The sequence below is a fragment of the Symbiobacterium terraclitae genome (assembly GCF_017874315.1).
GTDB lineage: Bacteria > Bacillota > Sulfobacillia > Symbiobacteriales > Symbiobacteriaceae > Symbiobacterium > Symbiobacterium terraclitae.
The window spans coordinates 56,632-73,223 of the sequence record NZ_JAGGLG010000011.1; the positions used below are offsets into that span (position 1 = coordinate 56,632).

Genomic DNA, 16,592 nt, shown 5'->3' on the forward strand with positions numbered 1-16,592 from the left:
CTGCGCCTGAAGGTACCCCCTGCACGCTGTCGAATACAGATTCTGCCGATGCCATCGGAGAAGGAAGGAGAAGTGTCATGCGACTCCGCCGAAATGAGGTTCCCTTGGAGCAGACCTGGAACCTGTGCGACCTGTTCGCCACGCCTGCGGCCTGGGAGGCCGAGGCCAAGTCCCTGGAGGCGGACCTGCAGAGCGTCACCCAGTACAAGGGCCGCCTGGCGGAGGGGGCAGCCACCCTTGCCGCCGCCCTGCGGACCTACGAGGCCCTGCTGGAGCGGGGCGTCCGCTGGGGCACCTACGCCGAACTGGTGCTGGCCGGGGACGGCTCGGATCCCGAGAACCAGGGGATGGCCGCCAGGAGCGCTGCGCTGATCGCACAGTTCGAGGCGGCGACGGCCTTCCTGAAGTCCGAGATCCTGGCGCTGCCGGCGGGGCAGGTGGAGGCCTGGATGGCCGCCGAGCCCGAGCTGGCGGTCTACCGCCCCTACCTCGAGCAGATCCTGATCGAGCGGCCGCACATGCTGCACCCCGAGACCGAGGAGGCCCTGGCGGCGCTGGGCGAGGTCACCGGGGCGCCGTTCGTCACCTACGAGCGGGCCCGGTCTTCCGACATGACGTTCGAGCCCATCACGACGCCCGACGGCCGCACGCAGCCGGTCTCGTTCGCCCTGTACGAGGACGAGCTGGAGATCTCGGCAGACACCGCCGTGCGGCGGGCGTCCTTCGACTCCTTCGCCCGGGGCCTCGCGGCGTACCAGAACACGCTGGCCGCCACGTTCGCCACCGAGGTGAAGAAGAACGTCGTCCTGGCCCGCCTGCGCCGGTACGAGTCGGCCACGCACATGCTGCTGGCCCCGCACCGCATCGACCACGCGGTCTACTATAACCTCCTCGATGTGATCCAGTCGGAGCTCGCACCCCACATGCGCCGCTACGCCCGGCTGCGCAAGCGGGTGCTGGGCCTGGACGAGATGCGCTACTGCGACATCGAGGCGCCGCTGGACCCCGAGTACAACCCGACGGTCACCCGGGAGGAGGCGGGCAGGCTCGTGCTGGACGCCCTGGCCGTGCTGGGGCCGGAGTACCGGGCGATCATCGAGCGGGCGCTGTCTGAGCGCTGGGTCGACTGGGCCGACAACGTCGGCAAGCAGGCCGGCGCCTTCTGCGCCTCGCCCTACGGCGCCCACTCCTACATCCTGCTCACCTTCACCGGCCAGATGCGCTCGGCCTTCACCCTGGCCCACGAGCTGGGCCACGCCGGCCACTTCGAGCTGGCCAACCGCAACCAGCGGCTCCTCAACGTCGAGCCCGCCCTCTTCTTCGTCGAGGCGCCCTCCACCATGAACGAGCTGCTGCTGGCCGACCATATCCTCAAGGGCACCGACGACCGGCGGATGCGCCGCTGGGTCATCATGCAGCTGCTGATGACCTACCACCACAACTTCGTGCGCCACCTGCTGGAGGCCGAGCTGCAGCGCCGGATCTACGAGCAGGCCGAGAAGGGCGTGCCGGTGACCGCCAAGCTGCTCTCGGAGACCAAGGGCGCGATTCTGGAGCGGTTCTGGGGCGGCGAGGTCGTCATCGACGAGGGGGCCCGCCTCACCTGGATGCGCCAGCCCCACTACTACATGGGCCTCTACCCGTACACCTACTCCGCCGGCCTCACCTGCGGCACCGCGGTGGCGCAGCGCATCAAGGAGGAGGGGAAGCCGGCGGCCGAGCAGTGGCTGGAGGTCCTGAAGGCCGGCGGCAGCCTTCCGCCGATGGAGCTGATGGCCATGGCGGGCGTAGACATGACCAAGCCCGACCCCATTCGCAAGGCCGTCGCCTACGTCGGCTCGCTCATCGACGAGCTGGAGGCGTCGTTCTAAGCCGCTCGCCGGGCGGGACGATCTGGTGCGCCGGGCAGCCGGCGAGGCGCGGCCTGGATCGGTCCAGGCTTGGCTGCGCGCGCCGACAACTGCTCCGCCGGTGCAGGGAAATCCGCACTGCAAGCAATGACACCTTTGGACTACACAAGAATAGCACTTCAGTACTAAATGGCTTCGTGAGTGGAAGGGTTATACTATAGTGTATTCCAGGCGATTGGAGGGTTTCCGTTGACCAAGCACATCCGCACCCTGACGGCGCCGCGCCTGCAGGCCACGGTGCAGCATGTCGGCTGTACGGACTGCGCCGTCTCCTGCCAGTCTGCCTGCAAGACCTCGTGCACGGTGGGCAACATCGTCTGCTCGGTCAGCAGCCTCACGAGCCCTGCGGCTGAGCAGGTCCGGGTCCATGACGTGACGAGGCGGTAGCGCGGGCGACCATTCGGCAGCGCGAGGGGGCCGGGCAAAGCGCCCGGCCCTTCTTCTGGGAGGGAGTCGGTTTTGCGGCACGGCGAGATCCACAGGTTTGAAATGCAGGGCACCCGGCTGGTGCTCGATATCCATAGCGGCAGCCTGCACCAGGTGGACGACCTGGTGTGGGACCTCCTGGGCTTCGGTGAGGAGGGGCCTGGCCAGGCCGGGCTGGCTGATCTGCGGGCGCGCTACGGCGCGGACGCCGTGGCCGAGGCCATGGTGGAGATCGAGGAGCTGAAGGCGCAGGGACTGCTGTTCGCGCCCCCGCCCGACTGGGAGCCGGTGATGCCGAAGCCCGGCGATCCGCTGCGGGCGATCTGCCTCAACATCGCCCACGCCTGTAACCTGAAGTGCACCTACTGCTTTGCCGACGACGGCACCTACGGCGGACGGGCCAAGCTGATGCCGGCCGCGGTTGCACGGCAGGCTGTCGACCTGCTGATCCGGCTCAGCGGTCCCCGCCCGGCCTGCGAGATCGACTTCTTCGGCGGCGAGCCGCTGATGAACTGGTCCGTGGTGAAGGAGACCATCGCCTACGCCCGGGAGGCGGGGCGCCGCGCCGGGAAGACCTTCACCTTCACCCTCACCACCAACGCCACGCTGCTCACCCCCGAGATCCTGGACGAGCTGGACCGGGAGGGGGTAAGCCTCATCCTGAGCCTGGACGGCCGGCCTGAGGTGCACGACGCCAAGCGCTGCGGCTCCAGCGCAAGGGTGGAGGAGGCGGTCCGCATGGTGCTGGACCGGCGGGCACCCGGCGGCACGCCGGCCTGGGAGCACGGCGCGGCCCAGGGCGCCAGCGGGCGGGGCGCCTACGCCGTCCTGCGGGGCACCTACACGGCGGACAACCTGGACTTCGCCGAGGACGCCCTCTACATGGTGGACGCGATGCACTCGCCCCACTTCTCGCTGGAGCCGGTGATCGCGAAGCCCGACGAGCCCTACGCGCTCCGGGAGGAGCACCTGCCCCGGCTCCTGGCCGAGTACGAGCGGCTGGCGGTGGAGGTGGACCGGCGGCGGCGCGAGGGACGGCCTATCACGTTCCACCACTTCGCCGTGGAGGCGGAGACCGGTCCCTGCCTGCCCCGCCGGGTGCAGGGCTGCGGCGCCGGGGTGCAGTACCTGGCGGTCACGCCCGAGGGCGATCTCTACCCGTGCCATCAGTTCGTCGGGCGGGAGCAGTACCGGCTGGGCAATGTGGCCGAGGGCGTGGTGGAGAAGGAGCTGCAGGCGCGGCTCGCCGGCTGCCACATCTACTCGAAGTCGTCCTGCCCCACCTGCTGGGCCCGGTACTACTGCAGCGGCGGCTGCCACGCCAACGCAGACCTGCTGAACGGCGACATTTTCCAGCCGGAGTCCATCGGCTGCGCGCTGACGAAAAAGCGCGTGGAGTGCGGCCTGTGGCTGAAGGCCCAGGCATTGATGGATGCCGAGTAGCGCACATTGACACGGAACGGCCGCCCCGCACAGGAACACCCTGCCGGGGCGGCTCACCGCGCTCGTCGGGCAACGCCGCGCCCGCTCGCCGTACCCGTCGGGCAGGGCCGCGCCGGCTCGCCGCGCAGGTCGGGCACCGCCGCGCGGCGCCCGCAGTTGATCGCCGCAGGACGGGCAATCTATAGGCGGTGATGGCAGATGGCACGGAGGGCGCCCTACCTGCTGCGCCCGTGGTTGTGTCTGATGTTGTCGGCCCTGATGGCGACGGGGCCTGCTGCGGCGGCAGCCGGCCTGACCCCGCCCGACGCAGTGGACGGTTCGGGGTCGACGTCCGCGCGGGAGGACCCGGTGCTCACGTCGGCGGCGAACGGCCTTCCGGTGGGCTCCGCAGCATTGGCCGGAGGAGACGGCGACGGACCGTCCTCCCGCCGTCAGTCTTCGGAGCGTTCGGCCGACGTGGTGCGGCGCATCGAGGAGATCACGCGCTGGGCCCCCGGGCTGATCAGCGTCTGGTACTACGACCTCACCACCCACGAGCGGTTCGGGGTGAAGGCCGACGAGGTGCACACGGCGGCCAGCACGGTGAAGGTGCTGATCGCCACCTACCTGTACCACCTCGCAGCCACGGGCCAGGTCTCGCTGGACGAGAAGGTCGCCATCCTCCCGGTGGACTGGAAGGACGGGTCGGGGGTTCTCAACGGGGTCCCGGAGGGGACCAGATTCACGCGGCGGGAGCTCTCCCGGCTGATGCTCGTCCACAGCGACAACACGGCGGCCAACGCCCTGATGCGCACGCTCGGCGTCCAGAAGATGGTGCAGTACTACCGCAGCCTGGGCATCCGCTACGGCGGCCCGCACGTGCACACGCCGCAGCAGCTCTGGCAGCACAACCGCATCGCTCCCGAGGACCTCGGGATCGTCCTGCGGAACGTCTGGGAGGCCGCCCAGCGCTCGCCCGAGCCCTGGGCCGAGATGCTCTCCTTCATGCGGGAGTCCCGCTCCAAGGGCCGGATCCCCGGCGGCCTGCCGCCCGGTCTCCCGGTCGCGAACAAGACCGGGTCGAAGGGCACGTCGTTCCACGACGCGGCCATCGTGCTGGACCGGCGCCCCTACGTGCTGGTGGTGATGACGGAGGGGATGACGGCCAAGGAGGCCAGCTACTACATCGCCAGCGTCTCCCGGGAGGTCTGGCGCTGGCACAGCCGGCGGGCAGCGGTGCCGCCCGCCCGATAACGTCGGAAAGCCCGCCGTGGTGGCGGGCTTTCCGGCTATCCGAGGGGCGGGTGAGGACAGACTGCGTGCGGTTGCTGCGGCGATGGTATGCTAGGCCGGGTGCAGTGTGTGCGTCGACAGCGTATGCGTGTCGTGGCCTGAGCTGTGCTTGGTCGATGCCGTGTTGACCTGGTTCGACATGCTGTGGCAGGTGCTCCGACGATGGGTGAACTGCTGCGGCGAAATGCGGACCTTGCTGCGGCCGGGTGCGATGTCTGCGTAGCGTGCGGCGGTGGTTGCCGGATGTGCTTCGACAAATCGCGCGGGTCGCTGCGACGGACGCTTCGAAGTGCGGCGGAGCAGGGGTGCAGGGATTCGTGCCGCTGATGTGCGTCGACAGTGTGTCTGATGCTGTGTCAGGTGGAGTCGAGTGCTGCCTTGCCCTCACCGGGCAGGATGCGTGCGCGGACGCTGCGGCAGATGGAGCGGAAATCGTGGTGCGTGTCGTGTGCCGGCGTAGGCGCCGCCCAGGCTGACGGGAAAGAGGGTGGTAAAGCCGAGGTGGAGCACCGGACCGACGAGGAACTCGCCCCAGGGAATGGGACTGGCGTACGGCCTGTGGCTCTTCGAGTGCTTCGGCTGACGCCAACATCATGTTATTACGAGAATCTTCCTTACCCAATCCGTCCTACGGCTGATTGTGGGAGTAGTCTGTCGGACCTACCCCCGGGGGGTTCCCTACCCACCCGGGGGAGTCGTGTGCCCGCCCGACCGTGTCATGGTTCCACCGGCATATGTGCACTAAGTCGGAGACCCGCCGCGCTGGCATCTGCCTCCCTAGGCGCCGATTGGCCCAAGGCGGTACGCTGTAAAGCAAGGAGCCCGCCCGGGTGGCTGTGCCACCGGGGCGGGCTCTCCGGTAATCCTGGGGCGGGTGGGGCCGTGCCCTGCGTGCTGCGTTACGCCTTGATCGCCGCTGCGTCGGCCTCACCGGGCAGGATGCGTGCGATGAAGCTGCGCCAGACCGGGCGGAAGTAGTAGTCGACGCCGAGGTAGCCGGCATAGGCGCCGCCCAGGGCCACGAGGACGAACTCCAGGATGAGCAGGTTCGGGTTGCTGCTGATGGTGCCGCTCAGGATGAAGGCGAAGTTCATGACCATGCCCATCGTCGCTGCGAAGATGGTGGCGAAGCCGAGGATCAGCGCCAGGCCGACGAGGAACTCGCCCCAGGGAACCAGGAAGTTGAACAGGCCGACGTTGGGGAGGGCGAACCCTTCGAGGAAGTTGGCCCACCAGGCCTGGACCACCGGCTTGGCGCCCTCGGACGCCGGGACCGCCTTGGCGATGGCGCCCTTGAGGAAGCCGGAGGCGTCGAAGCCGTCGATGATCTTGTGCCAACCTGCGGTCATCCACTGGTAACCCACGTACAGTCGGATCACGAGCCAGATCCAGCTGCTCTTCGGACCCTGGAAGAAGTTCGTCATGATGCCATCCCTCCTGGATTTGCCTGCGTCAGCGGGACTGCTGCGGCGTCCCGGTTGCGGTCCTTGTTTCTGATTTGATACTACACTGAGAACGGTTATCATCACATCCGGCGCAGGGCCGATTGAGGGAGTAGTCTGAACGGTGCACTCCAAAGCTTGTCTGTGCACCCTGTGGAGATGGCTGGTGCGCGCTTCGGGAGGAGTGCGGTTCCAGCGGAGCGTATCTCCCCACATCAGTCAGATGCAGTAGGAGGCGTTGATCTTGCGTGCAGTGGTGCAGCGGGTGAGCCGCGCCAGCGTTACCGTGGACGGCGATGTGGTGGGCCGGATCGGCCGTGGATACGTGGTGCTGCTGGGCGTCTCGCGCGAGGACGACGACGAGGCGGCGGACTACATGGCCGAGAAAATCGCCGGCCTCCGGGTGTTCGAGGACGAGGCCGGCAAGATGAACCGGTCTATTCAGGAGGTCGGAGGTGCTATCCTGGCGGTCAGCCAGTTCACACTGTACGGCGATGTCCGTCGGGGCCGGCGGCCGGGCTTCGACCGCGCAGGCCGGCCAGAGCAGGCCGAGCCGCTCTACCAGCGGTTTGTGGAGAAGCTGCGGTCGCTGGGGTTGCACGTGGAGACCGGCCGGTTCCAGACGCACATGGAGGTGGAGCTGGTCAACGACGGGCCGGTGACGATCCTCGTCGATTCGGAGAGGACTTTCTGAGGCCATGAACCTGACCATCCGACCCATGCAGCAGGCCGATGCGGAGCGCATCGCCCGGTGGCACTACGAGGGGCCTTACGCCTTCTACGACATGGCGAACGACCCCGATGACCTGGCCGAGCTGATGGACCCGCAGAGGCGGGAGAACGTCTACTTCGCCGCAGTGGACGCGGACGGTTCGCTGATCGGCTTCTTCTGCTTCAGCCAGGACGGCTCCACCGTTGAACTGGGCCTCGGGCTGAGGCCGGACCTGACCGGGAAGGGGTTGGGGCTCAGCTTCCTGGAGGCTGGCCTTCAGTTCGCCAGGGAACGCTTCTCCGTGAGGGCATTCCGCCTGTCTGTGGCTGCCTTCAACCAAAGGGCCATCAAGGTGTATGCCAGGGCCGGCTTCAAGCCGGGCCGGACGTACAAGAACCACACCAACGGCGGGGTCTACGACTTCCTGGAGATGACCAGGGAGGCGTGAGGCCGCTCGCCACCAGATAATACCTTTCCCTTCACTGGTCTGTCCCGTTCGCCTCCGGTATCATCGAGAAAAGGGTACAGCGGAAGGGGGATTCGGTATGGCATCCTGGACCGACGATCTCAAGTTCCGTGTTCAGGCCCTGGCCGAGTTGACAGACGACCTCCACAACCGACTGACCCGAGTGGAGGCGGGCCTGGAACGGCAGCGGGCAGAGAGCGCCCGCCTGGCAGCCGAGCAGAAGGAGGTGGCGGCGGGCATACGCTTTGTCGAGGGGCGCCTCGACGGCAAGAAGGAGACCGCCGCACTCCTGATCAGCGCCTTCCTTTCGGCCATGGGCGTGCTCGTCTCGATCCTGCTCTCCATCTTCACCCGGCAGGGCTAGGCCGCCCGCTTGCTTCGGGAGCCAAACTGCCTATACTGGAAGAAGAGACGGCAACATCTGCCGGGACCTCGTCGTCCCGGCCTCTTTATGGAGGAGACGCCATGCGCATCTGGCATCGCGAGCTGGGCGACTTCGGCGCCAACTGCTACGTAGTGGCCTGCGAGGAGACCGGCCGCGCCCTCGTGATCGACCCGGGGTACCCGGACCCGTGGATCCGGCGGTGCGTGGAGGAGAACGGCTTGACGCTCGAGCAGATCGTCCTCACCCACGGCCACCTCGACCACATCGGCGGCGTCGAGTGGGTGAAGGGCTGGAGCGGGGCCCCGGTCTCCATCCACCAGGCGGACGCCGACTTCCTCACCGACCCGGCCCGGAACGGCAGCCTCTACTTCGGCCGGAAGGTGACCGCGCCTCCCGCCGACCGCCTGCTGCTGGACGGCGACGAGGTCGCCGCCGGCAACCTCCGCCTGGAGGTGATCCACACCCCGGGTCACAGCCCCGGCGGCATCTGCCTCTACACCCCCGGGCACCTGTTCGCCGGCGACACGCTCTTTGCCGGCTCCATCGGGCGCACTGACCTGTACGGCGGCGACTACGACACGCTGATCCAGGCCATCAGGACACGGCTCTTGCCGCTCCCCGCCGAGACCGCCGTCTACCCCGGCCACGGTCCTGCCACCACCATCGGAGACGAGAAGGAGTACAACCCGTTCCTGGCAAATCGTTAACTTTGCTAACTCTGGCCCGCCGGAGGTGAGTTCGGATGGAGTCCGCCCGCATTGAAGCCTACATCCCGAAGCTCGAGGCCTCATTCGACCACATGGTGCGCGTCATGGCTTCCGCCGCCTCAGCGTACCAGGAGGTCGCCCCGGGGCCGAGGATGTCCGGGAGCCAGATCATCGTCCTGCGCGCCCTGGCGGCACGCGGCCCGCTGCAGGTGAGCGAGGTCGCGAACGAGCTGACCGTCACCCTGAGCGCAGCGACGGGTCTGGTCGACCGCCTGGTGAAGAGCGGCCTGGCTGAACGCGAGCGCGACGAGCGGGACCGGCGGGTCGTATGGGTGAAGATCACCCCGAAGGGCGAGGCCGCCCTGGCGGCTGCGATCCAGCGCCGTCGGGCCGCCTTCCGCGAGATGGTGAAGAACCTGAGCGAGGAGGACCTGGAACGGCTCTGCGATATCCTTGACAGGATGGGGTAACCTGTCATGGAGGAGTTGCGGAAAGTCAGATAGAATGCATACAGGTCATGTTCTTTTCGTGGGGGGTTCTGAGCATGATCTCTGCTGTCATCGGGATTGTCATCCTGGGTGCGGCGCTGCTCCTGCCCAACGTGGTGGCGCTGCGGACGGCCATCGCCGGGCCGGACGAGCGCCAGGCCGCCCGCATGGCGGCCGCGAAGGCCGCTCCCGCCAGGCCACGGCGCACGTTCCCCGCGCCGAAGCTGCTGCGCAGGGGGTATCTCTGGAAGGCGCTCAGCCCGCTGGTCTTCGCCCTGACGGTGATGTTCGGCATCGCCATCGGCGGCACGACGGGCTACGTGCTCATGGGCCTGGGCCTGCTGAACGTGCTCCTCGGCCTGTGGGGCTGGGGGGACTACGTGCGGGGCCAGGCGGGCAAGCGGTAAGCGCGGTTCCAACTGAGGGGGCCGGGGCGAGAGCCACGGCCCCCCTTGAGGTGGTATGCGGATGCGTTCGATTCTGCTGCGGGGCAACAGCCCGGTCTTCGCCAGCGACCTGACGCAGATGGGGCACGTCTTCTTCCCCGGCGAGGCGTTTTCCGTGTGGGTCCCCGGGGAGGACGGCGCCGCGCCCCAGGCCGCGCCGCCGGACGGGTGGCGGGTGGACGTCGTCGCCCTTCCGTCGGGAGGCGGGGAGGGCGGGCCGCCCTGGCAGGGGGGGAGCGAGGGCGCCCTGCCCTGGCACGTCGCCGTCGAGGTGAGCGGCCCGGCGGGGCGCCGCCGCGCCGAGGGCGGCCTGACTCAGACCGCGGATGAGAGCCCCCGGACGTTCGAGCACCGGCTGCGCCGGCTGGCCAAGGGGCTGCTGGTCGACGTCCTCTCGCCGCTGGTCGGCTTCCGGCCGGGCTGGGGCATCCTCACCGGGGTGCGGCCCACCAAGCTGGTCCACCAGATGCTGGACGCAGGCGAGCCCGACCCGGTGGCCCGGCTCACCGGCGAGTACCGGCTCGCCCCCGAAAAGGCGGAGCTGGTCACCGGCGTGGCGCGGCTGCAGCGGCCCTACCTGGGGCGGGACCCCCGGGCCGTGTCGCTCTACATCGGCATCCCCTTCTGCCCCTCGATCTGCTCCTTCTGCTCCTTCTCGATCTACCCCATCAATCAGCACCGGAGCCAGGTCTCCCCGTTCCTGGAGGCCCTGGGCCGGGAGATGGCGATCATCGGCGAGGCGATCCGGGACCTGGGGCTCAGGGTGGAGTCGATCTACTTCGGCGGCGGCACGCCCACCAGCCCCAGGGACGAGGACTTCGCCTGGATGCTGCAGGCCGCCGAGCAGCACCTGCTCAGGGGCCAGGCGCCCGCCGAGTATACGATGGAGGGCGGCCGGCCGGAGACCTTCAACAAGGCGAAGCTGGACGCCATGGCCGCGGCCGGCGTCAACCGGGTGAGCGTCAACCCGCAGACCACGGTCCAGGCCACCCTGATGCACCTGGGCCGCATCCATACAGTGGAGAAGTTCTACCGGGCCTACGACCTGGTGCGGTCGCACCCCGCCGGCTTCACCGTCAACACGGACATCATCATCGGCCTGCCGGGCGAGGGCCCCGCCGAGGTGCACCACACCCTGGCCGACATGCGCCGCCTGGCCCCGGACAACCTCACCGTCCACACGCTGGCCGTCAAGCGGGGCTCGCGCATCCACGGCGAGGGCGAGGCCGGGGAGGTCCTGCGGGCGCTCACCCCCGCCGAGGCGGAGGCGCTGGTGCAGGACGCGGCCGAGACTGCCCGGGCCATGGGGCAGCGGCCCTACTACCTGTACCGGCAGAAGTTCATGGTGGGCGCCCTCGAGAACGTGGGCTACGCCCTGCCCGGTAAGGAGTCCCTGTACAACATCCAGATGATGGAGGAGAGGCAGACCGTCATCGGCCTCGGCGCCGGGGCCACCTCCAAGTGGTACAAGCCGCTGGGCGGAAACCGGGGCTGGCTGCTGAAGGCGCCGGCCAACCCGGGCGATCCGCAGACCTACGTGGAGCGGGCGGAGGAGCTGGCGCGGCGCAAGGTGGAGCACCTGAGGCTGCTCTACGGCGAGTAGTGGGGGTGGTGCGGGTGTCGTTCCAGCGCATCGCCGTGATCTACAACCCCGCGTCCGGCCGGCCCCGGGAGCGCGCCTGCCTGATCGAGCGGCTGGCTGCGCCGCTGCTGGCGGCCGGCCGCACGGTGACCGTCTGCCCCACCGAACGCCAGGGCCACGCCGCGGAGATCGCGCGGGAGAAGGCGGCGGCGGGGTACGACCTGGTCCTGGCGTACGGCGGCGACGGCACGATGAACGAGGCGCTGCAGGGCGTGATGGGCACCGGCGCCGCCCTGGGATTCTGGCCGGGCGGCACCGCCAACGTGCTGGCCGCCGAGCTCCGCTTCCCCCACCGGCCCGACGAGGTGGCCCAACGGATCCTCGCCGGCCGCACCCAGGAGGTGACGGTGGGCCAGGCCAACGACCGCTACTTCCTGCTGATGGCGGGCGTGGGGCCGGACGCGGCGGTGGCGGGCTCGGTGGACCCGGAGCTGAAGCGCCGCTTCGGCAAGGCGGCGTTCGCCGTGGCCGCCATGCAGTTCATCTGGCACTGGGACCTGGTCCCCTTCCTGGTGCACCTGGACGGGGAGCCGCCGGTGGTGGGCCGCTTCGTGGTGGCCGGCAACGCCCGGTCCTACGGCGGGGGCTTCCAGTTCACGCCCGACGCCTCGCTGACCGACCCTTTCCTCGACGTCTGCATCTTCACCGCCGAGACGGTGGGCGACTACCTGGGGTATGTCTCGGCCGCCCTGGTGGGGCTGCACCGGAGCCTGCCCGGGGTGGTCTACCGGAAGGTCCGGTCGGCGGAGATCGTCGCGGCGGCCGACCACGACCCGCTGACGCAGGTGGACGGCGAGGTGGTGGGCCGGCTCCCGATGCGGCTGACGGCGCATCCCCGAGCCCTGAGACTTTTGATTTAGGGGATTGACACAGATGTGGAACAGCAGTAGAATCCTGGATCAAAGGCGATGACGGGGAGCGGGGTTCCGCACGATGCCCCCTGCAGAGAGTCGACCCCCAGGCTGAAAGGTCGACGGGAAGGCGGCGGAGCCGGACAGCCCCTGAGCTGCGCAGGCGAAGGCCGGCCTGTCCGCAGGCGGCTGCGTAGGTTGCGCCGGAGACTCCCGCCGTTAGCAGAGGGAGGGGGCCCCGGGCTTTCTGGGGCTCTGCAGAGCGGATGCCTGCTGAACGGTGGGCATCAAGTGGGTGGCACCGCGAGCTGTGCGCTCGTCCCATAGGGGACGGGCGCTGTTGTTTTATCTGGATAGGAGGGCTGGGGATGAGGCAGATTGTGGCAATGGGCGGCGGCGGCTTCTCCATGGAACCGGAGAACCCGCTGCTCGACCGGTACGTGCTGGGGCTGACGGGCAAGGACCGGCCGAAGGTCTGTTTCCTTCCCACCGCCAGCGGGGACGCCGAGGGGTATATCATCAACTTCTACCGGGCGATGGTCCGGCTGAACGCCGAGCCGACGCACCTCTCGCTGCTGCACCCGACCGAGCGGGACATGGCCGGCCTCCTCCTGGCCCAGGACGTGATCTACGTGGGCGGCGGGAACACGAAGAACATGCTCGCCCTATGGCGGGCATGGGGGCTGGACGAGATTCTGCGCACGGCGTGGGAGCGGGGCGTGGTGCTGGCGGGGCTCAGCGCTGGCTCCATCTGCTGGTTCGAGCAGGGGGTGACCGACTCGGTGCCCGGCGAGCTCTCGGCCCTGCCGGCCCTCGGCTTCCTGAAGGGAAGCCACTGCCCGCACTACGACGGCGAGCCTGAGCGCCGCCCGGCCTACCACCGGCTGCGGGCAGCCGGTCTCCTCAGCGACGGCATCGCCGCCGACGACGGCGTCGGCCTGCACTACGTGGGCGACGAGCTGGCGAAGGTGGTCAGCTCCCGGCCGGGCGCCCGGGCTTACCGGGTCTACGCCGAGGGGGGCGCCGTGCGGGAGGAGCCGATCGTCCCGCAGTGCCTCGGGGCGTAGCCCCGCACGGACAGGGGAGCCCACGGTGGATGCAGACCAGCAACGGTTGGAGCGCTCACCGACGGGGAAGTTCCGCACTGGCAGGGGCACCCGCACCCGGCGCACCCCCGATCAACCCGCACAAGGAGAGGATACAGCGTGAGCATCCAGGCACCCCGGGGATTCAACGACATCCTGCCGGGCGAGCAGTACGGCTGGCGTGACTCGTACCGCTGGCAGCGGCTGGAGGAGACCTTCCGGGAGGTGGCCCGGCTCTACGGCTACCAGGAGCTCCGGCCGCCGATGGTCGAGTACGTGGAGCTCTTCATCCACGGCGTCGGCGCCACCACGGACATCGTGACCAAGGAGATGTTCAACATCACGCCCCGGGGCGACGATCCGGACCCCCGCCGGATGGCGATGCGGCCCGAGTTCACGGCGGGCCTGGTGAGGGCCTACCTCGAGAACGGGCTGTACAACAGCCCGCAGCCGACCAAGCTCTTCGCCTACGGCCCGGCGTTCCGGTACGAGAACGTGCAGAAGGGCCGGTTCCGGGGCTTCCACCAGCTGGACGTCGAGGTCTTCGGCGCCCAGGACCCGGCGGTGGACGCCGAGGTGATCAAGCTGGGTCTGGACGTGGTGGCCAGATTGGGGCTCACCGGGCTGGTGGTCTCGGTCAACTCCATCGGCTGCCCCAACTGCAGGCCCCGGTACCGCTCGGCCTTGCAGAACCACTTCCGGCCGCACCTGGGCGAGCTGTGCGAGGACTGCCGGACCCGGTTCGACAAGAACCCGCTCCGGCTGATCGACTGCAAGAAGGACGCCGCCCACCCGGCGCAGCAGACCGCCCCTGTGGGGCTCGACTACCTCTGCGACGACTGCCGGAGCCATTGGGAGGGCCTCCTGGGCCACCTGGAGGCGATGGGGATCCCGTACCAGATCGACACCCGCATCGTGCGGGGGCTCGACTACTACACGAAGACGGTCTTCGAGGTGCTCCACCCGAAGCTGGGGGCCCAGTCCACCCTGTGGGGAGGGGGCCGCTACGACGGTCTGATCGAGGTGGTGGGCGGGAAGCCCACCCCGGGCGTCGGCTTCGGCATGGGCATGGAGCGGGTGCTGATGGTCCTGGAGGAGGAGGGGCTGACCGCCCCGTTCGAGGGCCGGCCCCGGCTGGACGCCTTCGTGGTCACCCTCGGCGACGCGGCCCGGCCCGTGGGGCTCAGGCTCCTCTACGAACTCCGCGCGGCGGGGCTGTCGGCCGACATCGACTACCTGGGCCGCAGCATGAAGGCGCAGATGAAGTACGCGGGCAAGCAGAACAGCCGGTTTGTCGTCATCCTGGGCGAGGACGAGGTCCAGCGTGGCGTTGCATCCGTAAAGCACATGGACGAGGGCACACAGGAGTCCGTGCCGCTCGACCAGATCATCTCGCACTTGCGGAGGGCTGAACCATGAGCGAATCGATTCACGGCATGAAGCGGACGGTCTTCTGTGGCGAGGTCGCAGAGTCCCTGGTGGGCCAGGAGGTCATCGTAAACGGCTGGGTGCAGCGCCGGCGTGACCACGGCTCCCTGATCTTCGTGGACCTCCGGGACCGCACGGGCGTGGTGCAGGTGGTCTTCGACGAGGAGGAGTGCGGCGCCGAGGTCTTCGCCAAGGTGGAGCAGGTCCGCTCCGAATACGTGCTGGCCGTGCGGGGCCGGCTGACCCACCGGGCGCCCGAGGCGGTGAACCCCAACATCCCCACGGGCCGGTTCGAGATCCGGGCCCACGACCTGCGCATCCTCAACCCGGCCAAGACGCCGCCCTTCTATATCCAGGACGACGTCGACGTGGACGAGACCGTCCGGCTCAAGTACCGCTACCTGGACCTGCGCCGGCCGGAGATGCAGCGCAACCTGATCCTCCGCCACCGGGTCACCAAGGCAGTGCGGGACTTCTACGACGAGAACGGGTTCCTTGAAATCGAGACCCCGATGCTCACCAAGTCGACCCCCGAGGGGGCCCGCGACTACCTGGTGCCCTCCCGGGTGAACCCGGGCAAGTTCTACGCCCTGCCCCAGTCGCCGCAGATCTTCAAGCAGCTCTGCATGGTCTCGGGCCTGGAGCGGTACGTGCAGATCGTCCGCTGCTTCCGTGACGAGGACCTGCGGGCAGACCGGCAGCCGGAGTTCACGCAGATCGACGTGGAGATGTCGTTCGTCGAGCGCGAGGACGTGCTGGGCATGACGGAGCGCATGGTGGCGCGGGTCTTCCGCGAGGCCCTCGGCATCGAGGTGCCCACGCCCTTCAAGCGGCTGACCTACGCCGAGGCGATGGCCCGGTACGGCTCCGACAAGCCCGACCTGCGCTTCGGCATGGAGCTGGTGGACCTCTCCGACCTGGCGGCGGGCTGCGGCTTCAGCGTCTTCCGCAGCGCGGTCGAGGCCGGCGGCCAGGTGAAGGGCATCAACGCCAAGGGCTGCGGCGGCTACTCCCGCAAGGAGATCGACGAGCTCGGCAACTTCGTGAAGACCTACAAGGCCAAGGGCCTGGCCTACATCATCGTGGGCGAGAACGGCGAGGTCCGCTCCTCCTTCACGAAGTTCCTCACCGAGGCCGAGACGGCGGAGATCATCCGCCGGCTGGAGGGCGAGCCCGGCGACCTGCTGCTCTTCGTGGCCGACCAGCCCGCCGTGGTGGCGGCGGCCCTGGGTGCGCTGCGGGTCGAGATGGGGGGCCGCCTGGGCCTCCGGAAGCCCGGCGAGTTCAACCTGCTCTGGGTCGTCGACTTCCCGTTGCTGGAGTGGGACGAGGAGGAGAACCGCTTCGTGGCGGTCCACCACCCGTTCACCTCGCCCCATCCCGAGGACCTGGAGAAGGTGTTCAAGGAGGGGGCGACCCGGGAGGAGCTGGCCGCGATCCGGGCCAACGCCTACGACCTGGTGCTGAACGGGGTCGAGCTGGGCGGCGGGTCGATCCGAATCCACCAGCGGCACCTGCAGAACCGCATGTTCGAGCTGCTGGGCTTCACGCCGGAGGAGGCGCAGATGAAGTTCGGCTTCCTGCTCGACGCCTTCGAGTACGGCGCCCCGCCCCACGGCGGCATCGCCTTCGGCCTCGACCGGTTCGTGATGCTGCTGGCCGGCCGCCAGTCGATCCGGGACGTGATCGCCTTCCCGAAGACGGCGAAGGCCACCGACCTGATGACCGACGCCCCGAGCGAGGTGTCGGAGAAGCAGCTCCGGGAGCTGAGCATCCGCACGACGGTGTAGTGAAACCGTGGGCCGGCGTGATTGCCGGTCCACGGTTTCGCTTTATACGCTCGCGACCGTGTTGCGGGACCTGGTGGCATGCCTCCGCCCAGTGGGTCT

At 68.9% G+C, this 16,592-nt stretch carries 15 protein-coding genes and 1 pseudogene; 15 read left to right on the forward strand and 1 reads right to left on the reverse strand.

Annotation, left to right across the window (positions count from 1 at the left end; all coding sequences use genetic code 11):
• Positions 1–77 precede the first annotated feature (77 nt).
• From pepF to J2Z79_RS08230, 4 genes and pseudogenes are all read left to right on the forward strand, one after another.
• A complete protein-coding gene (gene pepF / locus J2Z79_RS08215; RefSeq protein WP_209466392.1) occupies positions 78–1,871 on the forward strand; it encodes an oligoendopeptidase F in 1,794 nt (597 codons plus the stop codon).
• 228 nt (positions 1,872–2,099) lie between these two features.
• Positions 2,100–2,231: pseudogene (gene scfA, locus J2Z79_RS18385) on the forward strand (six-cysteine ranthipeptide SCIFF); the annotation flags it as partial.
• Between the two features lie 138 nt (positions 2,232–2,369).
• Entirely contained in the window at positions 2,370–3,779 is a 1,410-nt protein-coding gene (gene scfB, locus J2Z79_RS08225; protein WP_245302455.1) for a thioether cross-link-forming SCIFF peptide maturase, read from the forward strand.
• A 198-nt stretch (positions 3,780–3,977) separates the two neighbouring features.
• Positions 3,978–5,012: a serine hydrolase gene (locus J2Z79_RS08230; RefSeq protein WP_209466394.1), complete on the forward strand. Its 1,035-nt coding sequence runs from the start codon at positions 3,978–3,980 to the stop codon at positions 5,010–5,012.
• A gap of 938 nt (positions 5,013–5,950) precedes the next feature.
• On the opposite strand, the gene J2Z79_RS08235 is transcribed toward J2Z79_RS08230, so the two are convergent.
• Positions 5,951–6,475 (reverse strand): DoxX family membrane protein, encoded by a 525-nt coding sequence (locus tag J2Z79_RS08235; protein WP_209466395.1) that lies wholly within the window; start codon positions 6,473–6,475, stop codon positions 5,951–5,953.
• 262 nt (positions 6,476–6,737) lie between these two features.
• Between J2Z79_RS08235 and dtd the strand changes: the two genes are divergently transcribed.
• The 11 genes from dtd (at position 6,738) to aspS (ending at position 16,493) form a co-directional block, all read left to right on the forward strand.
• The gene (gene dtd / locus J2Z79_RS08240) at positions 6,738–7,187 is read left to right on the forward strand and encodes a D-aminoacyl-tRNA deacylase (RefSeq protein WP_209466396.1); all 450 of its coding nucleotides are present in this window, start codon (positions 6,738–6,740) and stop codon (positions 7,185–7,187) included.
• Positions 7,188–7,191: 4 nt separating this feature from the next.
• The gene (locus J2Z79_RS08245) at positions 7,192–7,653 is read left to right on the forward strand and encodes a GNAT family N-acetyltransferase (RefSeq protein ID WP_209466397.1); all 462 of its coding nucleotides are present in this window, start codon (positions 7,192–7,194) and stop codon (positions 7,651–7,653) included.
• A 97-nt stretch (positions 7,654–7,750) separates the two neighbouring features.
• Complete coding sequence (locus J2Z79_RS08250) at positions 7,751–8,035, forward strand: hypothetical protein (RefSeq protein ID WP_209466398.1); 285 nt, start codon at positions 7,751–7,753, stop codon at positions 8,033–8,035.
• 101 nt (positions 8,036–8,136) lie between these two features.
• Positions 8,137–8,763, forward strand: coding sequence for an MBL fold metallo-hydrolase (locus J2Z79_RS08255; RefSeq protein ID WP_209466399.1), 627 nt, complete (start codon positions 8,137–8,139; stop codon positions 8,761–8,763).
• A 35-nt stretch (positions 8,764–8,798) separates the two neighbouring features.
• Positions 8,799–9,233 (forward strand): MarR family winged helix-turn-helix transcriptional regulator, encoded by a 435-nt coding sequence (locus J2Z79_RS08260; protein ID WP_209466400.1) that lies wholly within the window; start codon positions 8,799–8,801, stop codon positions 9,231–9,233.
• 74 nt (positions 9,234–9,307) lie between these two features.
• A complete protein-coding gene (locus J2Z79_RS08265; RefSeq protein WP_209466401.1) occupies positions 9,308–9,658 on the forward strand; it encodes a hypothetical protein in 351 nt (116 codons plus the stop codon).
• Between the two features lie 61 nt (positions 9,659–9,719).
• Complete coding sequence (gene hemZ / locus J2Z79_RS08270; protein ID WP_209466402.1) at positions 9,720–11,300, forward strand: coproporphyrinogen dehydrogenase HemZ; 1,581 nt, start codon at positions 9,720–9,722, stop codon at positions 11,298–11,300.
• A gap of 14 nt (positions 11,301–11,314) precedes the next feature.
• A complete protein-coding gene (locus J2Z79_RS08275; RefSeq protein WP_209466403.1) occupies positions 11,315–12,199 on the forward strand; it encodes a diacylglycerol/lipid kinase family protein in 885 nt (294 codons plus the stop codon).
• Positions 12,200–12,558: 359 nt separating this feature from the next.
• Positions 12,559–13,257 carry a Type 1 glutamine amidotransferase-like domain-containing protein gene (locus J2Z79_RS08280; protein WP_209466404.1) on the forward strand — a complete coding sequence of 233 codons (699 nt, stop codon included), beginning with the start codon at positions 12,559–12,561 and terminating at the stop codon, positions 13,255–13,257.
• Positions 13,258–13,395: 138 nt separating this feature from the next.
• Positions 13,396–14,694, forward strand: coding sequence for a histidine--tRNA ligase (hisS, locus tag J2Z79_RS08285; protein ID WP_209466405.1), 1,299 nt, complete (start codon positions 13,396–13,398; stop codon positions 14,692–14,694).
• Positions 14,691–16,493: an aspartate--tRNA ligase gene (gene aspS / locus J2Z79_RS08290; RefSeq protein WP_209466406.1), complete on the forward strand. Its 1,803-nt coding sequence runs from the start codon at positions 14,691–14,693 to the stop codon at positions 16,491–16,493. The genes hisS and aspS overlap by 4 nt, the downstream gene beginning before the upstream one ends.
• The last annotated feature ends 99 nt before the right edge of the window (positions 16,494–16,592 follow it).

Bases quoted from the DNA above. Each gene is read 5' to 3' on its own strand.
- J2Z79_RS08245 (WP_209466397.1), top strand. From the start codon at position 7,192: ATGAACCTGACCATCCGACCCATGCAGCAGGCCGATGCGGAGCGCATC.
- J2Z79_RS08280 (WP_209466404.1), top strand. From the start codon at position 12,559: ATGAGGCAGATTGTGGCAATGGGCGGCGGCGGCTTCTCCATGGAACCG.
- J2Z79_RS08230 (WP_209466394.1), top strand. From the start codon at position 3,978: ATGGCACGGAGGGCGCCCTACCTGCTGCGCCCGTGGTTGTGTCTGATG.
- J2Z79_RS08235 (WP_209466395.1), bottom strand. From the start codon at position 6,475: ATGACGAACTTCTTCCAGGGTCCGAAGAGCAGCTGGATCTGGCTCGTG.
- J2Z79_RS08265 (WP_209466401.1), top strand. From the start codon at position 9,308: ATGATCTCTGCTGTCATCGGGATTGTCATCCTGGGTGCGGCGCTGCTC.
- aspS (WP_209466406.1), top strand. From the start codon at position 14,691: ATGAGCGAATCGATTCACGGCATGAAGCGGACGGTCTTCTGTGGCGAG.
- J2Z79_RS08260 (WP_209466400.1), top strand. From the start codon at position 8,799: ATGGAGTCCGCCCGCATTGAAGCCTACATCCCGAAGCTCGAGGCCTCA.
- pepF (WP_209466392.1), top strand. From the start codon at position 78: ATGCGACTCCGCCGAAATGAGGTTCCCTTGGAGCAGACCTGGAACCTG.
- J2Z79_RS08250 (WP_209466398.1), top strand. From the start codon at position 7,751: ATGGCATCCTGGACCGACGATCTCAAGTTCCGTGTTCAGGCCCTGGCC.
- hemZ (WP_209466402.1), top strand. From the start codon at position 9,720: ATGCGTTCGATTCTGCTGCGGGGCAACAGCCCGGTCTTCGCCAGCGAC.
- J2Z79_RS08255 (WP_209466399.1), top strand. From the start codon at position 8,137: ATGCGCATCTGGCATCGCGAGCTGGGCGACTTCGGCGCCAACTGCTAC.